Genomic DNA, 24,147 nt, shown 5'->3' with positions numbered 1-24,147 from the left:
CGTCGCCAGCAGCGCCGCCGCCCTCGTTGGTGAGCGGTTTATAGATCCAACACACAAAACAAGTCAACACGGTTTTTGCAAAAGCACCCTAGTTTTTCACCAACATACTGATCGGAAAGCGTAATTTCCAGAAATGCCCCGCCCTGATTGCCAAAACCACCCCCGCCGCCCCACCCCATCAAAGCCTCTCACCCTCGCACGCCGCACTCGACTGTCCTGGATGCGTACACGGGAATGCCAGTGAAGCGCTCCAGCAGAAGGTCCAATCGCGGTACCGTCCTGGACGAAGAGCTGTCCTTGTCGGGGAAGCGGCGTACGTGGCATAGATGGCGCACCCTCAACATACGAAAGGTCGACCGTGCGCATCCTGGCAGAAGCTGACATCCCTGAACTACCCAATCACTATAAGGGTAAGGTGCGGGAGAACTACGATCTGCCGGACGGCCGGCGCATCATCATTGCCACCGATCGCTTGAGCGCCTTCGACCGGATCCTCACCTGCATCCCGGACAAGGGCCACGTCCTGACCCAGACGGCGCGGTACTGGTTCGAGAACACCAGGGACATCTGCCCCAACCACGTCCTAGCTTATCCAGATCCCAACGTCGTCATCGGCCAGCGGCTCGATATCCTGCCGGTCGAGATTGTCGTTCGGGGATATCTCGCCGGCACAACCGGCACCTCGCTGCTCACGCTCTACAAGCAGGGACAGCGGAACATGTACGGTCTGCGGCTGCCCGACGGCCTGCGTGACAATCAGGTTCTGTCCGAGGCGGTTATCACCCCCACCAGCAAGGCTTTCGATGGCGGCCATGACGAGCCCCTCAGCGCCGAAGAGATCATCACAAACGGGCTGCTGACCGAGCCGCAATGGGAAACGGTACAGGCCTATGCGCTCGCCCTCTTCACACGTGGACAGAAGCTTGCGGGGGAACGTGGCCTCATTCTCGTTGACACCAAATACGAGTTCGGATTGGACCAGAACGGCACCATCATCCTGGCGGACGAGATCCACACACCAGACAGCAGCCGCTACTGGATGGCGGACACCTATGCTCAGAAGTTCGAGCGAGGGGAGCGGCCCGTCAGCTTCGACAAGGACTTTATTCGCTCCTGGGTTTCTGAGCGATGCGACCCCTACAAGGATGAGATCCCGGAGATCCCCGCGTCACTGATCGAAGCGACCGCCGACGTCTATCGAGGTGCGTTTGAGAAGATAACCGGCCAGGCGTTCGTGCCGGACGAGCGGGGCGATTCCGTTCTCGACCGTGTCAGAGCCAATCTTTCACCCTATTTCATTTTGCCGTGACAAGCCTGGGGAGGCAGGACGCGGTGCGCAGACCGAGACAAAAGGCGGAAGAAACGCGGCAGGATATCCTAGCGACCGCGGAGGATCTCTTTCGCGAAAGAGGTATCGGACGCTGTTCTGTCGCTGACATTGCCAACGAACTCCAGATGTCGCCTGCGAATGTCTTCAAGCATTTCGGCTCCAAGGCCCAGTTGGCCGACGCGATCTGCGACCGCCACATCCACAGGATGATCGACCGGTTCGAACTGCTCAAGGACCCCGCCCCCGCTCCGGAAAAACTTGGTATCGTCGTCCGGAGATTGATGGACGCGCACCTCAGCGACATCCAGCAGAACCCATATCTGTTTGAGATGATTCTGATGATGTCCGACTCCGACCTGCCGAGCGCCCGCCACTATAAGACGCTGATCGACTCTCTCTTTGTGGAAGTGATCCAGGAAGGCGTCGAGGCTGGCGTCTATCATTGTCAGAGCCCGGAAGACGTGAGTTCTGACGTGGCCGCTGCTTTCTCGGCAGTATTGCATCCGGTGCTACTGGCCAGAGCGAGCGCGGATGAGCTTCACCGGAGGTGCGAGGGCCTGGTAAATCTGGTCAATGCGGCACTGCAAAACGCGCTTGCCAAGTGACGATATTTAACTTACGTCACTTCTGGCGTTTACGCGCCACTTCAATGCCTTTGCCTTTTTTGTGAGACCTTCGGTCGGTGGGTTGTCTATCCTGCAGGCCTCCCTCAAGAAGGCACCAGTTTCTGTTAATGCCTTGCCAGGACGATGCTATGATCCGACTGAAAATCCTCGTGCCGACCCTTCTTTCGGTGGCGCTGGCCTCGTGCAGCGATAGTGGAGGAGGCGCCGGAACCGGTCAGGCGAGCCAGGCTCAGGAACGACCACCAACGCCCGTAAGCGTCGTTTCAATGGAGAAAGGGCAATTTCCGATCACTCGGGTCCTGCCGGGGAGAGCGACCGCCTTCCGTACCGCCGAAATCAGACCACGGGTAACCGGCTCGATCCGGGAGATCGCCTTCAAGGAAGGCAGCGAGGTCAAGGAAGGCGACCTGCTGTTCCAGATCGAGGATGACACCTATCAGGCAGCCCTCGCGGAAGCACGGGCAAGTGTTGCCAAGGCGGAAGCAAGTGTTCCCAGTGCGGAAGCCAACCTGGCTCGTTATGAGCGGCTGGTAAACAGCGGCGCCACGCAGATCGACTATGAGAATGCGCGCGTCACGTTTCTCCAAGCGCAGGCCGATGTTGCACAGGCAAAGGCGGCGTTGAAGACCGCAGAGATCAATCTGGATCTGACAAAAATCCGCGCGCCGTTCGATGGCATCACCAGCATCTCCAACGTCGCGATCGGCAACATCGTGACGGCCAATCAGGCCGAGGCGCTGACGACCCTGCGGCAACTGGATCCGATCTACATCGATCTCACCGAATCCAGCACCAATCTTCTCGAGCTCCGGACGGCGTTTGAGTCCGGGCGCCTGAGTGGGGATCCGCGCAACGCAGAGATCAGCCTTACGCTGGAGGACGGGACTGTTTATCCGCAGAAGGGCAAGCTCGACATGGCCGAGATGGCTGTCAGCGAAAGCACCGGCACCTACCAGATACGCGCCCTCTTCGATAACCCCAATGACGTCATCCTGCCGGGCATGTACGTCCGGGCAACCGTAACCCTGGGTGAGGAGAACGGATATCTGATCCCGCAGCGCGCGGCCACACGCAATGCACGCGGCGAGCTCTCCGCTAAATTCGTCACCGCCGACAACAAGGTTGAAACGCGCATCTTTCCAACCAGCCAGGTCTCCGGCAACAACTGGCTGGTGGCAGAGGGCGTTGCCGACGGCGATCGCCTCGTGGTTGACGGTTTCCAGTGGATCGGCGATGGCGCCACCGTTGCCCCGGTCGACTCCACCGTTGACGACGATGGGCTGGTTGTCCAGACCCAGCAGGGTGGCTCGGCAAGCGAACAGGCACCCCAGCAGCAGTAGACATTCGTCACTGTCAGCACCTACAGATTTTAAGGCAGGGAAACTGCAATGGCGAAGTTCTTCATCCGGCGCCCGGTATTTGCCTGGGTCATCGCGATCGTGATCATGCTGGGCGGTACGCTGGCGATCTCGACGCTGTCGATCTCGCAATATCCGGACATCGCTCCAACAACCGTCCGTATCGCAGCATCCTATAACGGCGCGAGTGCCGAAACAGTTGAGAAGTCGGTCACCAGCATCATCGAAGACGGCATGACCGGCCTGGATGACCTGACCTACATGTCATCCTCGTCGAGCACCGGCAGTGCATCGGTAACGCTCACCTTCGGCAACAGCGTCGACCCGGAGATCGCCCAGGTCCAGGTTCAGAACAAGCTGCAGCTTGTGCAGTCGCAACTGCCGGATGTCGTGCAGCAGGCCGGCATCTCCGTCACTCGCTCGACCTCGAGCATCCTCATGGTCGGCGCTCTCGTTTCGACCGACAGCAAGCGCTCTTCCGTTGACCTTGGCGACGTCTTCTCGACGAGCATTGAAGATCAGATAAAGCGGCTGGAAGGTGTGGGAAGCATCGACATCTTCGGGTCCGGCTATGCTATGCGGATCTGGATGGATCCGCTGAAGCTGCAAAAGTACCAGCTGACCCCTGGCGATGTGACGAGCGCGATCCAGACGCAGAACACGCAGGTATCCGTGGGATCCTTGGGTGGCCAGCCGGTGGTGGATGGGCAGCAGCTGACGGTCACGATGACCGCGCAGAGCCAACTCCGGAACGTCGACGACTTCGAGGCCATCATCCTGAAGGTGGAGCCGGATGGCGCGACCGTACGCTTGAGCGATGTTGCGCGGATCGAGATCGGGCAGGAAAACTACGGCTTCAGCTCGCGCCAGAACGGGCTGCCTTCGACGGGCTTTGCCGTCAATCTGGCCACTGGTGCAAACGCACTCGATACAGCGGCAAGGGTCAAGGCAGCCTTGAGCGAGATTGGTCCCACTCTTCCTGAGGGCGTGGAAATCACCTATCCCTACGATACGACGCCCTTCGTAGAGCTTTCGATTGAGAAAGTGGTGCATACGCTGATTGAAGCGATCATTCTCGTCTTCGTCGTGCTTCTCGTCTTCCTGCAGAACCTAAGAGCGACCATCATCCCGATGATCGCCGTGCCTGTCGTTCTGCTGGGAACGTTTGGGATCCTGGCGATCTCCGGCTATTCGATCAATACGCTGACCATGTTTGCCATGGTTCTTGCCATTGGTCTTTTGGTCGATGACGCGATCGTCGTGGTCGAAAACGTCGAACGCATCATGGACCAGGAAGGCTTGTCGCCGCTTGAGGCAACCGAGAAGTCCATGGGCGAGATCACGGGAGCAATCATCGGCATCGCGCTGGTTCTGACCGCCGTCTTCATTCCCATGGCCTTCTTCGGCGGCTCAACTGGTATCATCTACCGGCAGTTTTCCATTACGATCGTCTCCGCCATGCTACTTTCCGCCGTGGTCGCCATCGTGCTGACGCCCGCGCTTTGCGCCACGATGTTGAAGCCGATCGACCACCACAAGAAGGGGCGCGGCATCGGCGCCTGGTTCAACCGCGGCTTTGATCGCTCGACACGGGGCTACGTTGGCTCGGTAGGCTACCTGCTGAAACGCCCGCTCCGGGTCATGCTCGTCTTCGCAGTTGTTATCGCCGGTTGCGCCTGGTTCTTCACGCGCCTTCCGAGCTCCTTCCTGCCGCAGGAAGACCAGGGCGTGTTGCTGACCATCATCCAGACGCCCGCGGGCTCCACCACCGCCCGCACGGATGCAGTGGTCAAGCAGGTCGAGAACTACTTTCTGGAGCAGGAAAAAGAGAACGTCTCGGACGTGTTCGGCGTGCTTGGCTTCAGCTTCGGCGGCTCCGGGCAGAACAACGCCATCGTCTTCACCAAGCTCAAGGATTTCGAAGAGCGAACAGGTCCAGGCCAGTCTGCCGCGGAAATCGTGCAACGTGCGGGCGGCTACTTCTTTACCCTTCGCGATGCCCAGGTTTTCCCGCTCTTGCCTCCGGCGATTCAGGGCCTCGGCACCTCCAGCGGCTTCTCAATGTACCTCGTCGATAGTGGCGGCAACGGCAACGACGCTCTGACGAATGCCTCACAGCAACTCATCCAGACGGCCACCAGCAACCCGAACATCAGTTCGTTGCGCAGTAACAGCCAGCGCTCCGAGACGCAACTTCAGATCCTTCTTGATCAGGAGAAGCTGGGAGCTATGGGCGTTGATCTGGCGTCGGTCAATTCGATGCTGTCAACGATTTTCGCAGGCCGCGACGTCAATGACTTTACGCTGAACAACGAGCTGAAGCCGGTCTACGTTCAGGGCGATGCGGGTTACCGCATGCAGCCGGACGACCTCAACTTCTGGTACGCCCGCAACAGCCAAGGAGAGATGGTGCCATTCTCCGCCTTCAGCCGCGTGAACTGGCAAAGCGGAACCCCGCAACTGGCGCGCTTCAACGGCACCAGCGCCATCCCCCTGGACGGTGCCGCCGGCCCAGGCGTCAGCACCGGTCAAGCGATGGACGAGATGGAAAGGCTCACGGCCCAACTGCCCGGCGGGTACTCGGTTGCCTGGCAGGGTATCTCGTATCAGGAGCGGCTATCCGGTTCCCAGGCTCCGATGCTGTACGCACTGTCGGTCCTCATCGTCTTCCTCTGCCTTGCCGCCCTTTACGAGAGCTGGTCCATTCCCTTCTCCGTCATCCTCGCGGTTCCCGTCGGAGTACTTGGAGCCCTGGCTGCCGCTCACTTCTTCGGACAGTCGAACGATGTCTACTTCAAGGTCGGGCTGCTGACGACGATCGGACTTGCCGCAAAGAACGCGATCCTAATCGTTGAATTCGCCAAGGACCGCGTAGAGCAGGGTATGGGGCTCATCGAGGCAACACTGGAAGCGGCACGCCTGCGTCTGCGCCCGATCGTTATGACCTCGCTTGCCTTCATCCTGGGCGTGGTGCCGCTCGCAATTGCGGCCGGAGCAGGCTCCGCTGCGCAGAATGCCATCGGAGTAGGCGTGCTGGGGGGTATGCTTTCTGCAACACTGCTCGGAATTTTCTTCATTCCCACCTTCTTTGTTGTCGTCAGGCGGTTATCAAACCGCGAAAAACGAGCGAAGACAGAGTGAAATGAGTTGTTATGCATTTCCGTTAATCATCGCCCGAAGCCTTGAGTCGCGGCGGTGAATCGGCCACCAATTGTTGCGGGCTCTTATATTGGGCATGGGGACACAAGATATGAAATCGATACACACAGCGGCTCCTCTCGCTATGCTTCTCTTGTCCGGCTGTGTCGTCGGCACTGATCATACGGCGCCCGCTATCGCCCTTCCGGCAAAATATGCCGAAGGCCCAACGACCAGCAATGGCGACGTAACAACCGTACCTTGGTGGACCGCGTTCCACGATAGCCGTCTCAATGGGTATGTTGTGCAAGGACTTGCGCAGAACCTTGATGTTCTTCAGGCGCTTGAGCGAATCAACCAGGCAGAGGCAAATGTAGTGCAGGCTGGCGCCGGCGCCCTTCCCTCGCTTGATCTTGGTGCACAGGCAAGACGAAGCGGCGCTAGTGAACTGGGCGGCACGCCGAGCGCGACGGCGACCGCCACCCAGACCTCCGTGTCCGGCGGCCCCACGGCATCCTGGTTCCTCGATCTCTTCGGGCTTTATCGTCGCTCGAAAGAAGCAGCACTTGCAAGCCTCGACGCTGCCTATGCCGCAGCCGATGTGGCACGCCTGTCGCTGCTGCAGGCGGTTGTCTCCGCTTATATCGACGTTCGCTACTACCAGGAGCGCATTGCGCTAGCCCGGCAGAATCTCGCCTCCCGTCGCGAAACCCTGGAACTCACGCGCCTTCAGCTTGAAGCGGGTGCGGCGTCCCGGCTCGATGTGGTGCAGGCAGAAGGTCTGGTGAATTCCACGATCGCAGAGATCCCGGCACTTGAAACCGCCTTCCGCGGTGCCGCTCACCGGGTTGCAACGCTTCTCGGCCTTCCGGCGTCGTCACTCATTCCCGAGCTTCAGAAGGGTGCAGCTCAGCCCGTTGCACGCTTCAACGTCAAGGCGGGCGTTCCTGCCGACCTGATCCGCAACCGCCCCGACATCCGGGCTGCGGAGCGCCAACTGGCGGCAGCGGTGGCACAGATCGGCGTTGCCGAGGCTCAGCTGTATCCTGCCATCACTCTGGGCGGCTCGATCACGCCGTCCTACACGCGCGTCGGTGGCGGTGGCGAGAGCGGTCTTCTGTCATGGTCGTTCGGCCCCACGATTTCGCTGCCGATCTTCGACGGCGGAGCCCTCAAAGCCAATGTGTCGGCCGCAGAGTCCGCCGCACGGGAAGCTTACCTCGATTGGAAGCAAGTCGTCTTGAATGCGGTAGAGGAGACCGAGAACGCTCTCGCCGCCGTTGCCCGCGACGCCCGCACCGTCAATGCACTTCGCGACACGGTGCGATCCTATGAGGAGGCCCTCGACCTTGCGACCGCAAGCTATCGGGACGGCGCTTCTTCGCTGCTTGACGTCCTCGACGCACAGCGGCAGGTGTCCACGGCTCAGTCCAACCTGGCACAGGCGGTTCAGCAGGCGGCGCAGGACTTCGTATCGCTCAACGTTGCGATCGGTGGCGGCTATGACTACGGGCAAGGGCTGACGCGGGTAGCATCGGTCGCGGCGCTGCCGACCAAGTAGTCCAGCCAGGCGGAAGACAAAGAAAAAACCTCCGAAGCGGCGCTTTCGGAGGTTTTTTCTTATTCAGGATACTTATCAGTCCTTGGCGCGTTCGACATAAGAGTTGTCTTCGGTCGCGATCACGACGCGTGTTCCGGCATTGATGTGCGGCGGCACCATGGTGCGCAGACCGTTCGAAAGCATCGCCGGCTTGTACGAGGAAGAAGCGGTCTGCCCTTTAACGACCGGCTCGGTCTCAGTGATTTCGAGCGTCACATGTCGTGGCAACTCGACCGCGAGGGGCACGCCCTCATGGATCGACAAGATGCAGGTCATGCCTTCCTGAAGATAGGCCTTCTGATCTCCCATCGTGTCCGCATCCACGACAACCTGGTCGTAGCTTTCCGGATTCATGAAGTGGAAGCCTTCGCCGTCCTCATAGAGGTACTGGAAGTTGACGTCTTCAACGAAAGCACGCTCGACCTGCTCCGTCGTCCGCCAGCGTTCCGAAACCTTGACGCCGTCGACAATGCGGCGCATGTCGACCTGCGTGACGGGCGTGCCCTTGCCCGGATGGAAGTTCTGCGCCGTCAGGACGACATAGAGCTTCCCTTCGACTTCAAGTACGTTGCCCTTGCGGACGGAAGAAGCGATGACCTTGACCATGAAAATTCCCTTGTACCTACCGGCTTGTCTCCACCGGGGATGCGTCGTAGAGGAGCGGGAAACCGATCCGCGTGACGGATGAACGCTTTCCCGGCGCACCTACCCTAAAAAAGGGCGAATAGGAAGCCTTGCAGGATCAAGCACCATAGAAAGCTGACAGCAGGACCCTCTATGCCTTCGACTGGTTCCATATCGAAGCGCTCTCCATGGTGGAACGCGCAGGTCCACTCTGACAGGCGACCGTTCCTTCTCGGACGCAATCGGATTCAGAATGCCATCCGTCAGCACCTTGATGAAGGTGACTTCATCGAAGTTGATCCGGCGGCCCTGCAAGTCTCCCCCGGCAACGAGACGCACCTTCATGCCTTCGCCACCGAGGCACTAACGACTGAAGGAAAGCCACACGACCTCTTCCTGCACACCTCTCCTGAGTTCGCCTGTAAGAAGCTATTGGCGGCGGGAGAGCGTAAAATCTTCTCCTTCGCTCATGTCTTCCGCAATCGCGAACGCGGTCCGCTCCACCACCCCGAGTTCACTATGTTGGAATGGTATCGAGTCGACGAGGACTACCGGTCGCTGATGGACGACTGTCAAAGTCTGCTGTCAGTCGCCGCCGAGACGTCCGGGACGACGCGCTTCAGCTATCGGGGATCGACGACAGATCCCTTCGCTGAGCCTGAACGGCTGACTGTGGCGGAGGCTTTCGAAAGATTTGCGGCCATCGATCTGCTGGCGACCGTATCCGTTGCAGGCGACACCGACCGCGACCTGCTGGCCGACGGGTTGAGAGGCTCTGGCATCCGTTTTGCCGAAGACGACAGCTGGACGGACTTGTTCAGCCGTGTGCTGGTGGAGAAGATTGAGCCGCATCTTGGGATCGTGAAGCCAACCATCTTGTATGAGTATCCGGTCTGTGAGGCCGCTCTTGCACGCCCCTCGCCTTCTGACCCACGTGTCTCCGAGCGGTTCGAGCTGTATGCCTGCGGCGTAGAACTTGCCAACGCATTCGGCGAACTCACCGACGCTGCGGAACAGCGCCGCCGGTTCAACGAAGCGATGTCAGAAAAGCAGCGCATCTATGGCGAGCGCTATCCGATAGACGAAGACTTCCTCGACGCGATCGAGGTCATGCCGGACGCTTGCGGTGCAGCCCTTGGCTTCGATCGACTGGCAATGCTCGCAACCGGTGCGCAGCGGATCGAGCAGGTTCTCTGGGCTCCTGTGGCGGAGACGAGTTGATGCCGGCACAACGTACGCTCAGGACCCCAGAGGAATTGACAGCGGCGGGCCTGCTCGATCAGCGCGAGGTGACCGAGGCCCGCGCTGTCGGCGATCATTACGCGATCGCCATCACCTCTGCGATGGCAGACCTCATCGACCAGCGCGATCCTGAGGACCCGATCGCGCGCCAGTTCTTGCCCAACAAAAGGGAATTGATCACCACGCAGGCGGAACGAGCAGACCCTATAGGAGATGCCGCCCATAGCCCCATCAAGGGTATTGTCCATCGCTACCCGGACCGCGTCCTCCTGAAGGCAGTGCATGTGTGCCCCGTCTATTGCCGGTTCTGCTTTCGGCGCGAAATGGTCGGGCCACAAGGCGACGGAACTCTCTCGACAGAAGAAATCGATGCCGCCCTGAATTACGTCCGGCAGCATAAGGAGGTGTGGGAGGTGATCCTGACGGGCGGCGACCCGCTGGTTCTTTCCGCCCGCCGCCTCTCGGAAATCATGCGGAAGCTGGCCGACGTCCCTCACGTCAAGATCATCCGGCTGCACAGTCGGGTTCCTGTTGTCGATCCGGCTGCCGTTGACGACGAGCTCCTGGCTGCTCTCAAAGCAAGCGGCAAGACCATCTATCTCGCCCTGCACGCCAACCATCCGCGCGAGATGACACCGGCCGCACGTGCGGCCTGCACCCGACTGGTGGACGCGGGCGTCGGCATGGTAAGCCAAACGGTACTCCTGCGAGGGGTGAATGACGACCCACTGATCCTTGCGGATCTGATGAAGGCTTTTGTCGAGAATCGCATTAAGCCCTATTACCTACACCACCCCGATCTTGCCCCCGGAACCAGCCACTTCCGGATCACGCTTGCCGAGGGACAACGGATCGTTGCCTCCATGCGGGGAAGCATCTCCGGATTATGCCAGCCGACCTATGTACTGGACATCCCGGGCGGCCACGGGAAAACGGTGATTGCGGAAGGGGCACAGCAACAGGAAGATGGATCCTATATCGTCAGCGACTTCCGCGGCGGCGTGCACCGGTACGTCGATGACTGTTGAACACAGGTTGGCGCATGCATGCAAGCTACCTTGCGATTTGGGACTGATACCTATGCGCATACTTGGGCGCCGCAGGATTTTCTTACAGGCCGCAGCCGATCCTTCGGCGTGAAGACGCTTCCCAACGGCGCAATAAGGACGGTATCGCCAGAGGGAGGCGGTAGATTCCTTAACGCCTTCAGAGGCCGCCTGCCGAACCTCAGCACGATGCATGCGGTGGCCAGAGACAATGGCAGCATAACGTTGTGACTGTGAGAACGAAATTGGCTGCTGCTGCTGTCGCTTAATGTATACATTGCCGATCGAACGGCGGAGGAACTGTGACGATGATGAGCTATGTCCTGACGGTAACCTGCAACTCCACCCGCGGCATAGTCGCGGCCATCTCAGGCTACCTTGCAGGCAAGGGCTGCAACATCATCGACTCTTCCCAGTTCGATGACCTGGACACCGGCAAGTTCTTCATGCGCATTTCCTTTATCTCGGAGGAGGGCGTTACGCGGGGCCAGTTGCTGGAAGATTTCCTGCCCATCGCCGAACGCTTCGGGATGGAGTGGGAGATCTATGACGCCGAAGAGCGGATGAAGGTTCTCTTGATGGTGTCCCGCTTCGGCCACTGCCTCAACGATCTCCTTTATCGTTGGAAAATCGGAGCTTTGCCAATCGACATTGTGGGCGTCGTGTCCAACCACTTCGATTACCAGAAGGTCGTGGTCAACCACGACATTCCCTTCCACCACATCAAGGTCACGAAGGACAACAAGCCGCAGGCTGAGGCACAGCTGATGGATCTTGTTGAACAGACGGGGACCGAGTTGATCGTTCTGGCGCGCTATATGCAGGTGCTCTCCGACCAGCTGTGCCGCAACATGTCTGGCAAGATCATCAACATCCATCACTCCTTCCTGCCAAGCTTCAAAGGCGCGAACCCCTACAAGCAGGCGTACCAGCGTGGCGTGAAGCTCATCGGGGCGACGGCGCACTACGTGACGGCTGATCTCGACGAAGGCCCGATCATCGAGCAGGACACCGTGCGCATCACGCATGCCCAAAGCCCCGACGACTACGTGTCGCTTGGCAGGGACGTCGAGAGCCAGGTGCTTGCACGGGCAATTCATGCCCACATCCATCGCCGCGTGTTTCTCAACGGCAACCGCACCATCGTATTTCCGCCGAGCCCTGGCAGCTATGCGTCAGAGCGGATGGGCTGACGTTTGGATCAGCCACCGCTGAGATCGAGTAGGTCGAGCCAATTCCAAACACGAGGATCAGGCGGAAGGATGACTTCAGGAGAAGAGGATTTCACAATTCCGCCTTCCTCCTGTCATTCGCTGGAAAAATATCCCACATAATCTGAAGTCCGTTGCTGCTCACATCGGCATCGCGTATTATTGGACTGCCACCGAACCTTGACTCATTTGGCGGAAGCGCAACCTGCTAAGGAGAAGGACATGTTTGTTGTGACGAGCGTCGCCTTTGGTCGGGTCGTGCTAGATACGAACGGCGTGGGGCGCCGACTCTCTCTGCGCTGTCGAATGTAACAGCTCAGGTTAATCCACCTGAGTTTTCATTCGCAGTGCTGGCTCAGGAAGCCAGAGGGAGCAGTTTAATGCAGAGACAAGTCATTGAATATCGCGGCGAACCCGTCGGCATCGTCGTGCCGGATGCGGATCGGCTAAAGTTCATCGCCGTGAAGTTCCACGTCATCGACCTGGATGAGCAATTGTTCAGTTCGGCCGACGAAGTCCGATCCGCGATCCGCGACCTCGTCAACCGGCGGCCGGAGAGCGCTGCTACCCCCTGAGCGTTGGCGAGCCTCAGAAGGCGGTGAAGGTCATCGTTGTCAACGAACGCTCGATACCAGGAATGCTGGCGATCTTCTCATTGACGAAGCGGCCGATCTCCTCGCCTTCCTTGATATAAATCTTGAGCAGGAGATCCCACTCGCCACTCGTTGAGTAGAGTTCGGAGACCAGTTCCGTCTGGTAAATGGCATCGGCGACTTCGTAGGTTCTTCCGGGAGTGCAACGGAGCTGCACGAATATGGGCTTCATTGACTTCGTCCTGTCGTCGGGCCTGGTAGGAGGCGTGGTCGAGCGTCTTTTTGACCGATGCGCTGCCGGATCGCAAGCGGCTGACGGACGTGATCATCACTCCCGCTGAAAGAATCGCCTGCTTCAAGCAACAGAGAACACCCTGCGGCTTCCCCTTGCTGGCTCGCATTCCGCGATTGAATGAGCTGTTGAGAATCTGTCTGTTTTCACCACAAGCTGTGGACGATAGAACTGGCCAACACTCGCCGGAAAACAAAACATGCTCAACGATGCGCGCTCCCACGGCCTCTGGGAAAAGACAGCTCCGCCAGCTCCTGAAACGCAAACCCTTTCAGGCGCCATCTCTGCGGATGTCGTCATCGTCGGCGGCGGATATACCGGACTCTCAGCGGCCCTTCATCTGGCGGCAGCCGGCACCAATCCCGTTCTGCTCGAGGCACAGGAGTTCGGCTTCGGCGGCGCGGGCCGAAATGTCGGACTGATCAATGCCGGCATGTGGGTGATGCCTGACAATTTCTCCGAAGAGCTCGGTCCCGAGCATGGCGAAAAGCTGCTGGATCTCCTGGGAAATGGACCGTCCCTCGTTCGCCAGATCATCGACGCACATAGGATCGAGTGCGAGCTTGAGAGAAACGGAACGCTACATTGCGCGGTCGGCGACACGGGCATGCGCGAACTGGAAGAACGGGCTCGGCAGTGGCAGAAGCGAGATGCGCCGGTCACGCTGCTGGATGCTGCCGAGACCGAGCGGCGTACGGGCTCCAGCGCCTACGCAGGCGCCCTGCTCGATATGCGCGCGGGAACGCTGCAGCCCCTCGCCTACACTCGCGGTCTTGCTCGCGCTGCCGGCGGAGCAGGCGCCACGCTCTTTACCCAGAGCCCCGTAGTTTCCCACGAACAAGTTGGCAGCCGCCACATCGTCAGGACCTCGCACGGTGAGGTTACGGCTGACTGGGTCATCGTCGCCACCGACGCCTACAGCAACGGCCCATGGGAAGTGGTCCGCAAGGAACAGGTCCATCTTCCTTATTTCAATCTGGCGACCGCGCCCCTCAGCAGCAATCTGCAACGGTCCATCCTGCCGGGCCGCGAAGGGTGCTGGGACACGAAAGAGGTGCTGTCGTCCTTTCGCATGGACAAGGCGGGACGCCTGATCTTCGGCAGCGTCGGCGCATTGCGTGGCACCGGCGTTACCGTGCACAAGGCATGGGCCAAGCGTTCGCTTGGCCGCCTGTTCCCACAGCTGGATGACTTCGACTTTGAAAGCGAGTGGTACGGCCAGATCGGCATGACGGATAATGCCCTGCCTCGCCTGCACAAGTTCGCACCGAACGTCATCGGCTTTTGCGGTTATAACGGCCGGGGCATTTCCCCCGGCACCTCCTTCGGTAGGGTGTTGGCCGGCCACATCCTCGGCGAGATCAGCGAAGGCGATCTGCCGTTGCCATTCACCGACCCGAAACTGCCGCCGTTACGCACCTTGAAGGAAGCCTACTACGAGGCAGGAGCTCAGATTGCACACCTCGCTGGCGAACGCTTCTGATTGCGAAGCGGCTGCCATTCCTTACATTAACTTAAACTGCTGATACCGGAAGGACCGACATGACGCTTGCCAACCTTAATCTCGCGGCAGAGACGCAAAAAATACTCAGCGACCTCGGCGTGAAGAGCGAGAGCTACACCGGCGGCACGCTGGCCGTTCGCTCGCCAGTGACGGGAGCAGAAATCGGGAAGCTGCCGGAGCATTCGGCCGCGGCTGCCACAGATGCCATCGAGAAGGCACATGCGGCGTTCCTGGAATGGCGTCTCGTTCCTGCGCCGAAGCGCGGCGAGCTAGTTCGACTGCTGGGCGAGGAGCTCCGCGCAGCCAAGACTGCGCTCGGTCGTCTCGTCTCAATCGAAGTCGGTAAGATTACCTCGGAAGGTCTCGGCGAGGTCCAAGAGATGATCGACATCTGCGACTTTGGGGTCGGCCTCTCCCGTCAGCTCTACGGCCTGACCATCGCCACGGAACGCGCCGATCACCGAATGATGGAGACGTGGCACCCGCTGGGCGCCATTGGCATCATCTCGGCCTTCAACTTCCCGGTTGCCGTTTGGTCGTGGAATGCAGCGCTCGCCTTGGTCTGCGGTAACACCACGATCTGGAAGCCGTCCGAGAAGACGCCGCTCACGGCGTTGGCAGTCCAGTCCATCTTCGAGAAGGCGCTCTCCCGCTATATCGCGGAAGGGAACACGGCGCCGCAGAACCTTTCGACGCTCCTGATCGGCGGACGTGAGGTGGGCGAGGTTCTGGTGGAGCACGAGAAGGTGCCGCTGGTTTCCGCAACGGGCTCCACCGCCATGGGTCGCGCAGTCGGCCCGCGCCTGGCACAACGCTTTGCCCGCTCCCTGCTCGAATTAGGCGGCAACAATGCAGCCATCGTAGGCCCTTCTGCAGATCTCGACCTCACGCTTCGAGGCGTAGCGTTCGCCGCCATGGGCACGGCTGGCCAGCGTTGCACCACGCTGCGACGTCTCTTCGTCCACGACAGCGTGTATGACACCCTCGTGCCTCGCCTCGCCAAGGCTTACCAATCTGTCACGGTTGGCAATCCGCTTGAGGCGGGGAACCTTGTAGGGCCACTGATCGACAAGGGCGCGTTCGAACGCATGCAGTCCTCCCTCGATGCCGCGAAGTCGGCTGGCGGCAAGGTCATCGGCGGCGAGCGCGTCGAGTTCGACGGAGCGCCGGACGCTTTCTACGTCCGTCCCGCCATTGTGGAGATGCCCGCGCAGACTGGACCGGTCCGCGAAGAGACCTTCGCACCGATCCTCTACGTCATGAAGTACAGCGATTTCCACGAGGCACTGCGGCTCCACAACGACGTCCCTCAGGGCCTGTCGTCGTCCATCTTCACCAACGACATGCGCGAAGCGGAGATTTTCGTCTCCGATCGCGGCTCGGACTGCGGCATTGCCAACGTCAACATTGGCCCTTCGGGTGCGGAAATCGGCGGCGCATTCGGGGGCGAAAAGGAAACCGGTGGCGGACGCGAGTCTGGTTCGGACGCCTGGAGGGCATACATGCGCCGGGCGACCAACACCATGAACTACGGCCGAACGCTGCCCCTCGCTCAGGGCGTCAAGTTCGACGTGATCTGACGCATGCGGCCGCCGCTCAACCTGCTGACGGACGTGGAGGGCGTGGCTGTTGGCCACGCCACCGATCTCGAATGCGGCTCAGGTGTGACAGCGATCGTCTTCGAGAAACCGGCAGTGGCTTCGGGTTCGGTCCTCGGCGGCGCACCGGGCGGGCGCGAGACCGCCCTTCTTGATCCTGCAATGACAGTGCAGACTGTCGACGCCTTTGTCCTGTCAGGCGGATCAGCCTTCGGCCTGGATGCCGCAGGCGGCGTGCAGGCCGGACTTCGCGAGGTGGGGCGAGGGCTTCAGGTGGGCGCGGCGCGCGTGCCCATCGTTCCTCAAGCAATCCTTTTCGACCTCCTCAACGGCGGCGACAAGGATTGGGGCCTCTACTCTCCCTACCGCGAACTCGGCAATGTCGCCTTCGAAGCGGCAAGCGCCGGCAGGTTCGGACTGGGTTCTGTGGGTGCCGGAACAGGCGCGACAACTGCTACGTTTAAGGGCGGCATCGGCTCGGCAAGCGCCGTGACAGCCGACGGCCACAGGGTGGCTGCTCTTGTCGCCGTAAATGCGATGGGCTCGGCCACCGTCGGCGCCGGTCCTCACTTCTGGGCTGCGCCGTTCGAGCAGGACGCAGAGTTCGGAGCACTGGGTCTGCCACCTCAGTTCGACACGCGCATACGGTTGAAGGGGTACAACCTAATCGCCACGACCATTGGCGTGGTGGTGACCGATGCCGTTCTGTCGAAAGCCGAGGCAAACCGGCTGTCTCTGATGGCGCACGATGGCCTGGCACGCGCCATTCTCCCTGCCCATCTGTCCGCAGATGGCGACACCATGTTTTCCGCTGCCACCGGAGCCAAGCCGGTGGAGACACCGGAAGCCCTCATGCAGATCTTTCACCATGCTACTATGGTGACGGCTCGGGCGGTTGCTCGGGGCGTCTACGAAGCATCGTCCCTCCCCTTTCCGAACGCACAAGCCTCCTGGAAGGATCGTTTTGGCGGCGGCATCACAGCCTGAACTGTGCGAGCGCATGCTTCAACCGGTCCCATTCGTGCTCGTGTGGTAGACCAATGCGAAGGTCCACTGGTCGCCCGTCGAACTTCCGGATCAGGATGCCGTGACGCCCCAAATGCTCGTAGATGAAGCCGGCGCTCTCATGTCGTGCATAGCGAAAGAGCGAAGTACCGCCTGCGACGAGAATGCCGAACTGCTGCAGGAGACAATCCAGCCGCTGCGCTTCCTCCCGCAGTTTCTGCTTCATCTCTGTCTTCCACCTATCGTCCGACAGCGCTTCCGTGGCGATATGAAGTGCCGGGCCTGATACCGCCCATGGGCCAAGCTGGTCTTCCAGCTGTCGCACCTGGTGGGGCGAGGCAAGCGCAAAGCCCAACCGCAAACCGGCCATTCCGAAGAACTTGCCAAACGAGCGCAGGACCACCAGACCGCCATCACCGACGACGTCGGCCACGCTATCCCCCGTGGACACTTCACCGAAGGCCTCGTCTACGATGAGAAGCCCGCCTCTCTTGGCTAAAGTTATAGCCAACGCTACGAGCGCGCTCCGGCTGAGAAGCCTGCCCGTCGGATTGTTGGGATTGACGACAATGGCAAGGTCCGCCGCCTCCAGATCCGACAGGTCCTCCGTGTCCTTGATCTGGTAGCCGGCCTGCGATGCAGCCTTCGCATGCTCCGCATAGGTCGGTGAAAGGATGGCTGCAGATCCCCTGGTGGCGCGAAGGCGTGCGAGCATCGGCAAAAGGATTTGTGTTCCTGGAGCAACCGCAATGTGTGCCGGTGAAGGGGCGCCATAGGCCGCTGCCGCCAGCCCCTTCAACCGCTCGACAGCATCAAGCTCCGGCAGGCGCAAGAAAGCCTTGGCGGGGATGGGAGAATGTGGATAGGAATACGGATTGATGCCGGTGGAGAGATCAATCCAGGGTTCGGGAGCTGAAGGAAACTCCTGCCGCGCGCGCCCCAGATTACCACCGTGTTGAATCGCCCCGTCCAGCTCAGAACCGCCCTTCCTCATGTATGTTCTTCTCGCCTTTCTTGCGCTGCTGACCGAACGCCTGATTGGTTATCCGGACTGGGTATATCGTGCCATCGGCCACCCCGTCACCTGGATAGGACGGTTGATCACCACCCTCGATACCAGCTTGAACCGCGGCGGGCAGGAATTCACTGCACGCAAGGCGGCAGGCGTTGTGGCACTGCTTGTCCTTCTGGGCGTGACGGTCTTGGTCTCCGGCCTTATCCAGAAGTCTTTTCTCGCCGTGCCTTTCGGTCTCCTTGTGCTCGTGCTGATCACTTCCACTCTTCCAGCACAGAAGAGCCTGGAGTCGCATGTCAAAGCAGTGGCTGATGCACTGGACAGGGAAGGGCTCCAAGCGGGCCGCAGCGCCGTCTCCATGATCGTCGGCCGCGACCCGGAGCGACTGGACGAAGCCGCAGTGTGTCGGGCGACCATTGAGAGCCTCGCGGAGAACTTCTCAGATGGCATCGTCGCTCCGGCCTTCTGGACGGCGATTGCAGGCCTTCCGGGTGGCGCGGCCTACAAGGCAGCAAACACAGCCGACAGCATGATTGGACATCGCACGCCCCGTCACGAGGCTTTCGGATGGGCTGCAGCGCGTTTTGATGACCTCGTCAATCTGCCAGCCTCTCGTTTGACTGGAGCCCTCTTCGTCGCCGCCGCGTGCTTGGTACCAGCGGCCTCGCCTCGCGATGCGATCGCCGCGATCCGTCGCGACGCGCGCTTTCACCGCTCTCCCAATGCCGGATGGCCGGAAGCCGCCGTGGCCGGAGCGCTCGGCATCGCGATCGCCGGGCCGCGAAGCTATGGCGGCAGGATGATCGACGCACGGTTCATGGGAGACGGAGGTCGCAGTGACCTGACAGCAGCCGATATTCGCAATGCGCTCAGCCTCGCGCGCGTCGCAGATGGTCTGCTGATCGGATCACTCGGGCTGCTAGCGCTGATCATCTGGCAATTTTGAGCAGGGCGTCGAGATCAAGATGTTGCTCGGCGTGGGCCGCCAGGCGATCCAGCACGGCGTCGACATCTGCCTCATAATCCAGAGCCGACGCCGCTCCGCCAAGCCTCTCCAGCCAGGCAGAGCGCTGGCGATCATTGGCGAAGAGCGCGTGCAGATACGTCCCCATTACCCGGCCGTTTGCTGAAACGGCACCATCCAGCTCACCGCCAAAATTGGCGAAGGGGCGGGTGCAATCGGCTCCGCTTGTCCGGCCGATGTGCATTTCATACCCGTCGAGGGAGACACCATCGAAGCTGTGTCCCCTAACGGCCTGCAGTCGCTTGTCTCCGTCAAGCTCTGTCTCGACGTCGAGCAGGCCGAGTCCTTCTATCGCCCCGGGCTCGCCTTCAGTACCATGGGGGTCTGCCACCCTCCGCCCGAGCATCTGATATCCGCCGCAGAGCCCAAGCACGTGCCCGCCTCGCCTCACGTGCGCCACGATATCCACCGCAAGTCCGCTTTCCTTCAGCACCCGAAGGTCGGCGACCGTTGCCTTCGAGCCGACCAGCAGAACGAGATCGCAATTACCTGGTATGGATTCATCCGGACGAACCTTTAACAGGTCAACATCCGGCTCAGCCTCCAGCGGATCGAGATCATCGAAGTTGGAGATGTGAGGCAGGACCGGCACGGCGATGCGGACCTTTGCGTTTGCTTTGCGCTCTCGCTTCTGGCCGAGCGCCAGCGCATCTTCCGCCGGCAGTCGAACCGCCTCCTTGAAGAAGGGGAGGAGCCCGATGGGCTTCCAGCCCGTGAATGTCTCGATCTGGCGCATACCTTCGTTGAACAGCGTTGCATCGCCGCGGAAGCGGTTGACGATGAACCCTTCGATCATGGCAGCATCATCGGAATTGAGCACCAGCTTCGTACCCGCGAGGCTTGCAATGACACCGCCCCGATCGATGTCACCGATCATCACTACGGGCACGTCGGCAGCACGTGCAAAACCCATATTCGCGATATCGTTCTGGCGCAGATTGATCTCCGAGGCACTGCCTGCGCCTTCCACAAGAACGAGGTCTGCCGTCGCCCTAAGTTGGTCGAAACTCTCCAGCACGCGGGGCATTAGCTGCGGCTTCAGCGACTGATAGTCCAACGCCTTCGCATTCCGCCACACTCTGCCCTGCACCACGACCTGGGCACCGACTTCGCTCTGCGGCTTCAGGAGCACCGGGTTCATGTGCACGCTCAGAAGGGCCTTCGCCGCCCTCGCCTGCAGCGCTTGGGCACGACCGATCTCGCCACCATCTGCCGTGACGGCAGCATTGTTCGACATGTTCTGCGGCTTGAAAGGAAGAACGCTGAGGCCGCGCAGCCTGAAAGCGCGCGCAAGCGCGGCGACGACGAGAGACTTGCCCACATCGGAGCCTGTCCCTTGAAACATGAGAGCACGCGCACCCGTCATCCTAGAATTCGATGCCGCTTTGAGCCTTCACGCCCGCCTTGAAGTGGTGCTTGACCAACGTCATCTCCGTGACAAGGTCAGCCGCTTCGATCAAGCCTGGCTTCGCATTGCGCCCCGTCACGACAACATGAAGATCCGGGCGCCGTGCCTTGAACGCGCCCAGCACGGCCTCGAGATCCAGATAGTCATAACGCAGCGCGATGTTCAGCTCGTCGAGCACCACGAGGCCAATCGTCTCGTCAGCCATCAGATCGAGCGCCTTTTGCCAGGCTGCTTCTGCGGCAGCGATGTCTCGCTTGAGATCCTGAGTTTCCCAGGTGAAACCCTCACCCATGGTGCGCCAGACTACCCGATCGCCGAAGACAGCCAAGGCCGGCTGCTCACCCGTCGACCAGGCACCCTTGATGAACTGCACGATCCCGACGCGGCGATTGTTGCCAAGCATGCGCAACGCGAGACCGAAAGCGGCGGTGGACTTGCCCTTGCCGGTGCCGGTATGGACCATGAGAAGACCCTTCTCCAGGGTCTTCTCCGCCACCTCCGCGTCCTGGACAGCCTTTCGATTGGCCATCTTCGACCGGTGGCGCTCCTGTGCCTGTTCATCGACCGGCCTCACCGAACCGACTCGGCTGCGTTGCTCGGATAGGCTTCCTCCCCGCCGCGCAGTCGAACCCGAATTGCGCCGCAGAGCGTACCAAGCAAGGCCCAGAAGATCAGGCTGGTCGCGAAGACCGCTGCCACGAAACGCGCATGCAGTTCCGCCGGCACGGCGGTCTCATGGTTGGCAGGTAGGGGAGCACCCGATAGATGCGGCAGAACGAGCAGAAGCACGCCCAGCCCAGCCAGAGCCGGCGTCTGCGAGAAAGCAAAAAGCCCCAGTGCGGCCGCAGTGCATACCGCCGTCACCATCCACCAGAGCTGCCGCGCGCCGAGTTCAGCCGCAGGCATGCCTGGAAGCTCCGGCGGGAGACCGAGCCCCGGAGCCAGACTGAACGCGAGAAAACCAGCCAGACCGAACATCAGCCCGCTGCGCCAACCACTGAAACCACCCAGCGCTTCGGACGCCGTCAAGAGGATCAAGGCAAACCCGATCCCGGCGAGCATGTTGGCAGCGGCGGTGTAGAGTAGGCGCTCCGCGCCATCGGCAGGCATCCAGCTGTCCTCGCCGTGCTCATGGGCAGGCGTCGCCGCGTCATGCGCATGGTCGTGAGAATGACTTGAGGTGGTCTCGCCACTCTCGAAAGTTTCTGCCTGGATGATCAGCGGCACTGTGGCGAAGCTCTGAAGCAAAGTGAGGCATAGCCCAGACACAAACCCAGCAATCACCGCCGTGAAGACGATGTTACGAAACAAGAACATATCGGTGTTCCTCAGTGGCAGGGAAAGGCGAGCGAGTGGCGGGAGTCGTGGGCGGCGTTGTGGACGACTTCCATGTGAGAGAAGCCGACAAAGCCGACGACGAACAGGCCGAGTACTGCCGTCATGCTGAGGGGAATAATCCTGGAGGCGGAAGCGCCGAGCGTGCTGGCTGCCGTCTTGGTCGTCATTGCGTATCCTTTCACCCTCCACCCGAGGGTCTTCGATCTTCATCAGGTCGGCGGCAGGTCTCCTGGCTCGCGGATCCGACGCTCTCACCAGCCTTCCCGGACTTGACCAGTGGCATGAATGGTAAAAGCTCTCCGCTTACAGTTGCGGGGGCAGCCGCGGCTTCGACGATACCCGTCTCACCGCATTCCCTCTCCGCCCTCTCGGGCACCGACGACCTCGCCACTATAACTGAAAAGATCCGAGCGGCAATCGCTTCAGCGACGGATTGACACGAACCAGCGACCGGGCTTACTGAAACTAAGACGGTTTCTTTCCGGCAACGGAAGGGACGAAAAGGGAATGCGGTGCGGCCTCTTTAGAGGTCAAAGCCGCGGCTGCCCCCGCAACTGTAAGCGAAGAGCTCCAGCCAGAAAGCCACTGGGCGATGCCCGGGAAGGTCGGCAAGGAGCAAAGACCCGCGAGCCAGGAGACCTGCCGTCACTATGAACTGCTTTTCCGGGCGGGGTGCTCCGGTCAAAGCCACTGACACTATGGCGGAGCAGCATGAGCCTTTCCGCCGCCGCGCCCCATGTTGGAATTGAGTTGGAACGCGGCCTTGAGTGACGAGCAGCCTACCAGTGACATCGACGTGACGATCTTCGTCTGCACCAACTGCCGACGCGCATCGGATAGCGAAGCGCGTCCGGGGGTCGAGCTCATCGAAGCATTGCGCGACGCAACGACAGATCTGCCGCTCGCCGTGAAGCCGGTCACCTGCCTTGCTAACTGCGAAAAAAGCCCGAGTGCGGCGTTCAATCATCGCTCCGGCTGGTCGTATGTCTTTGGCCATCTCAACCTTGAGAATGTCGACGACATAGTTTCCGGCGCCATGATGCTTGCCCAGAACGATCGCGGTTTCCTGCCTCTCCGCAGCCGACCGACCTGCTTGCGCGGCAAGGGAATGACCGCGCGTATTCCGCCCTTCCATCACCATGAGGACATGCCCAAATGAGTGTAACCGTCGATCGCGTCCCCTGCACAGTGGTGACCGGCTTTCTCGGAGCAGGCAAGACGACCCTGATCCGCAGCTTGATCGAAAGGCTTGACGGGAAGCGGCTTGCCATAGTCGTCAACGAGTTCGGCGACGTCGGCATCGACGGTGAGCTCCTGAAGGGCTGCGGCATCGAGAGCTGCCCCGACGACAACATTATCGAGCTCGCCAACGGCTGCATCTGCTGCACCGTCGCGGATGACTTTGTCCCCGCAATCGACCAGATCCTGGCGCGCGAGCCGCGGGTCGATCACATCCTTATCGAAACATCCGGTCTTGCGCTGCCAAAGCCGCTTGTGCAGGCTTTTCAATGGCCGGCCATCAGGGCTCGTGTGACGGTGGATGGTGTAGTGGCCGTGGTGGACGGGGTAGCGCTTGCCGAAGGCCGGGTGGCCGATGATCACGATGCCCTGGAAGCCCAGCGTGAGGCCGATGGCTCCATCGACCACGACGATCCGGTTGAAGAGGTCTTCGAGGACCAGGTGGCCTGCGCTGACCTGATCGTCCTGACGAAGACGGACCTCTTAGACGCCGGCGCACTGGGCCAGGCAAGGGAGCGGGTTGCCGCGCACCTGCCACGCAGCGTCAAGATCGTCCCGGCGGCCAAAGGCTCGGTGGATCCGGCAATCCTGATCGGCCTCGGTCTGGCGGTCGAGGAAGACATCGAAAACCGCAAAACACATCACGATGACGAGCTCGATCACGACCACGATGACTTCGACAGCTTTGTCGTAGACCTTCCGGCTGTGGACAATGCCGACGAACTGGCACGACGGATCTCGGCGACCGCCGAAGCGGAGAACGTGCTGCGCATAAAAGGCTTCGTCGACGTCGCGAACAAGCCGATGCGCCTGCAGGTCCAGGCGGTAGGCTCACGCGTCAACCATTACTTCGACCGCGCCTGGGCTCCGGGGGAAACGCGCCAGACACGCCTGGTGGTCATCGGCGAAAAGGGAATTGACCGCAGCGCGATCGAAAGGATGTTGGCCGTCTGACG

Annotated in this window: 22 protein-coding genes and 2 riboswitches; of the genes, 15 read left to right on the top strand and 7 right to left on the bottom strand. The window is 60.6% G+C overall.

The annotated features are described in order from the left end of the window. The first annotated feature begins 358 nt into the window (after positions 1-358). The 5 genes from MUU54_RS08090 to MUU54_RS08065 all read left to right on the top strand — a co-directional run bounded on the left by MUU54_RS08090 (position 359) and on the right by MUU54_RS08065 (position 8,013). Positions 359-1,309 carry a phosphoribosylaminoimidazolesuccinocarboxamide synthase gene (locus MUU54_RS08090; RefSeq protein ID WP_247243516.1) on the top strand — a complete coding sequence of 317 codons (951 nt, stop codon included), beginning with the start codon at positions 359-361 and terminating at the stop codon, positions 1,307-1,309. Beyond that, positions 1,306-1,935, top strand: coding sequence for a TetR/AcrR family transcriptional regulator (locus tag MUU54_RS08080; protein WP_376742070.1), 630 nt, complete (start codon positions 1,306-1,308; stop codon positions 1,933-1,935). Before MUU54_RS08090 ends, MUU54_RS08080 begins: the two co-directional genes overlap by 4 nt. 149 nt (positions 1,936-2,084) lie before the next feature. Further along, positions 2,085-3,296 carry an efflux RND transporter periplasmic adaptor subunit gene (locus MUU54_RS08075; RefSeq protein WP_247243515.1) on the top strand — a complete coding sequence of 404 codons (1,212 nt, stop codon included), beginning with the start codon at positions 2,085-2,087 and terminating at the stop codon, positions 3,294-3,296. Between the two features lie 48 nt (positions 3,297-3,344). After that, positions 3,345-6,455, top strand: a complete 3,111-nt coding sequence (locus tag MUU54_RS08070) for an efflux RND transporter permease subunit (RefSeq protein WP_247243514.1) — start codon at positions 3,345-3,347, stop codon at positions 6,453-6,455. A 109-nt stretch (positions 6,456-6,564) separates the two neighbouring features. Further along, positions 6,565-8,013, top strand: a complete 1,449-nt coding sequence (locus MUU54_RS08065; protein ID WP_247243513.1) for an efflux transporter outer membrane subunit — start codon at positions 6,565-6,567, stop codon at positions 8,011-8,013. Between the two features lie 75 nt (positions 8,014-8,088). On the opposite strand, the gene efp is transcribed toward MUU54_RS08065, so the two are convergent. Further along, positions 8,089-8,658 carry an elongation factor P gene (gene efp / locus MUU54_RS08060; RefSeq protein ID WP_247243512.1) on the bottom strand — a complete coding sequence of 190 codons (570 nt, stop codon included), beginning with the start codon at positions 8,656-8,658 and terminating at the stop codon, positions 8,089-8,091. A 189-nt stretch (positions 8,659-8,847) separates the two neighbouring features. Here efp and epmA point away from each other — a divergent pair, with 189 nt between their 5' ends. From epmA to MUU54_RS08040, 4 genes are all read left to right on the top strand, one after another. Beyond that, positions 8,848-9,897 carry an EF-P lysine aminoacylase EpmA gene (gene epmA, locus MUU54_RS08055; protein ID WP_247243528.1) on the top strand — a complete coding sequence of 350 codons (1,050 nt, stop codon included), beginning with the start codon at positions 8,848-8,850 and terminating at the stop codon, positions 9,895-9,897. Continuing rightward, a complete protein-coding gene (locus MUU54_RS08050) occupies positions 9,897-10,946 on the top strand; it encodes a lysine-2,3-aminomutase-like protein (protein WP_247243511.1) in 1,050 nt (349 codons plus the stop codon). The genes epmA and MUU54_RS08050 overlap by 1 nt, the downstream gene beginning before the upstream one ends. Before the next feature lie 326 nt (positions 10,947-11,272). Continuing rightward, positions 11,273-12,157 (top strand): formyltetrahydrofolate deformylase, encoded by an 885-nt coding sequence (purU, locus tag MUU54_RS08045; protein WP_247243510.1) that lies wholly within the window; start codon positions 11,273-11,275, stop codon positions 12,155-12,157. Positions 12,158-12,555: 398 nt separating this feature from the next. Then, complete coding sequence (locus MUU54_RS08040; protein ID WP_247243509.1) at positions 12,556-12,750, top strand: hypothetical protein; 195 nt, start codon at positions 12,556-12,558, stop codon at positions 12,748-12,750. Positions 12,751-12,763: 13 nt separating this feature from the next. On the opposite strand, the gene MUU54_RS08035 is transcribed toward MUU54_RS08040, so the two are convergent. Beyond that, positions 12,764-13,000 carry an Lrp/AsnC ligand binding domain-containing protein gene (locus MUU54_RS08035; RefSeq protein WP_247243508.1) on the bottom strand — a complete coding sequence of 79 codons (237 nt, stop codon included), beginning with the start codon at positions 12,998-13,000 and terminating at the stop codon, positions 12,764-12,766. 259 nt (positions 13,001-13,259) lie between these two features. Here MUU54_RS08035 and MUU54_RS08030 point away from each other — a divergent pair, with 259 nt between their 5' ends. Genes MUU54_RS08030 through MUU54_RS08020 form a run of 3 tightly spaced genes read left to right on the top strand, consistent with a single transcriptional unit; the run spans position 13,260 to position 17,149 of the window. Next, positions 13,260-14,543, top strand: a complete 1,284-nt coding sequence (locus tag MUU54_RS08030) for an NAD(P)/FAD-dependent oxidoreductase (protein ID WP_247243507.1) — start codon at positions 13,260-13,262, stop codon at positions 14,541-14,543. Positions 14,544-14,602: 59 nt separating this feature from the next. After that, the gene (amaB, locus tag MUU54_RS08025; RefSeq protein WP_247243506.1) at positions 14,603-16,144 is read left to right on the top strand and encodes an L-piperidine-6-carboxylate dehydrogenase; all 1,542 of its coding nucleotides are present in this window, start codon (positions 14,603-14,605) and stop codon (positions 16,142-16,144) included. A 3-nt stretch (positions 16,145-16,147) separates the two neighbouring features. Further along, a complete protein-coding gene (locus MUU54_RS08020; protein ID WP_247243505.1) occupies positions 16,148-17,149 on the top strand; it encodes a P1 family peptidase in 1,002 nt (333 codons plus the stop codon). Here the strand turns inward: MUU54_RS08020 and cobD are convergent. Beyond that, positions 17,139-18,161 carry a threonine-phosphate decarboxylase CobD gene (gene cobD, locus MUU54_RS08015; RefSeq protein WP_247243504.1) on the bottom strand — a complete coding sequence of 341 codons (1,023 nt, stop codon included), beginning with the start codon at positions 18,159-18,161 and terminating at the stop codon, positions 17,139-17,141. The two genes, MUU54_RS08020 and cobD, sit on opposite strands and share 11 nt — an antisense overlap. Here cobD and cbiB point away from each other — a divergent pair. Continuing rightward, complete coding sequence (gene cbiB / locus MUU54_RS08010) at positions 18,160-19,128, top strand: adenosylcobinamide-phosphate synthase CbiB (RefSeq protein ID WP_247243503.1); 969 nt, start codon at positions 18,160-18,162, stop codon at positions 19,126-19,128. The two genes, cobD and cbiB, sit on opposite strands and share 2 nt — an antisense overlap. Here the strand turns inward: cbiB and MUU54_RS08005 are convergent. From MUU54_RS08005 to MUU54_RS07990, 4 genes are read right to left on the bottom strand one after another with little or no spacing between them, the layout of a single operon-like run. Then, positions 19,112-20,551 carry a cobyric acid synthase gene (locus MUU54_RS08005; protein WP_376742069.1) on the bottom strand — a complete coding sequence of 480 codons (1,440 nt, stop codon included), beginning with the start codon at positions 20,549-20,551 and terminating at the stop codon, positions 19,112-19,114. The two genes, cbiB and MUU54_RS08005, sit on opposite strands and share 17 nt — an antisense overlap. A 22-nt stretch (positions 20,552-20,573) precedes the next feature. Next, positions 20,574-21,188 carry a cob(I)yrinic acid a,c-diamide adenosyltransferase gene (gene cobO, locus MUU54_RS08000; RefSeq protein WP_312038812.1) on the bottom strand — a complete coding sequence of 205 codons (615 nt, stop codon included), beginning with the start codon at positions 21,186-21,188 and terminating at the stop codon, positions 20,574-20,576. Continuing rightward, complete coding sequence (locus tag MUU54_RS07995) at positions 21,185-21,931, bottom strand: CbtA family protein (RefSeq protein ID WP_247243500.1); 747 nt, start codon at positions 21,929-21,931, stop codon at positions 21,185-21,187. Before MUU54_RS07995 ends, cobO begins: the two co-directional genes overlap by 4 nt. 11 nt (positions 21,932-21,942) lie before the next feature. Then, positions 21,943-22,119, bottom strand: coding sequence for a CbtB domain-containing protein (locus MUU54_RS07990; protein ID WP_247243499.1), 177 nt, complete (start codon positions 22,117-22,119; stop codon positions 21,943-21,945). A 35-nt stretch (positions 22,120-22,154) separates the two neighbouring features. After that, a riboswitch (cobalamin riboswitch) is annotated at positions 22,155-22,347 on the bottom strand. A gap of 59 nt (positions 22,348-22,406) precedes the next feature. Then, positions 22,407-22,613: riboswitch (cobalamin riboswitch) on the top strand. Positions 22,614-22,715: 102 nt separating this feature from the next. Here MUU54_RS07990 and MUU54_RS07985 point away from each other — a divergent pair. Both MUU54_RS07985 and cobW read left to right on the top strand, forming a co-directional pair. Beyond that, positions 22,716-23,111, top strand: coding sequence for a DUF1636 family protein (locus MUU54_RS07985; RefSeq protein ID WP_247243498.1), 396 nt, complete (start codon positions 22,716-22,718; stop codon positions 23,109-23,111). Further along, complete coding sequence (cobW, locus tag MUU54_RS07980) at positions 23,108-24,145, top strand: cobalamin biosynthesis protein CobW (protein WP_247243497.1); 1,038 nt, start codon at positions 23,108-23,110, stop codon at positions 24,143-24,145. The genes MUU54_RS07985 and cobW overlap by 4 nt, the downstream gene beginning before the upstream one ends. The last annotated feature ends 2 nt before the right edge of the window (positions 24,146-24,147 follow it).

Origin of the sequence: Pseudorhizobium tarimense, assembly GCF_022968135.1 — a bacterium.
GTDB classification, from domain to species: Bacteria; Pseudomonadota; Alphaproteobacteria; order Rhizobiales; family Rhizobiaceae; genus Neorhizobium; species Neorhizobium tarimense.
The sequence above is the reverse complement of the archived record's forward strand: the minus strand, read 5'-3'. Positions and strand labels throughout refer to the sequence as shown.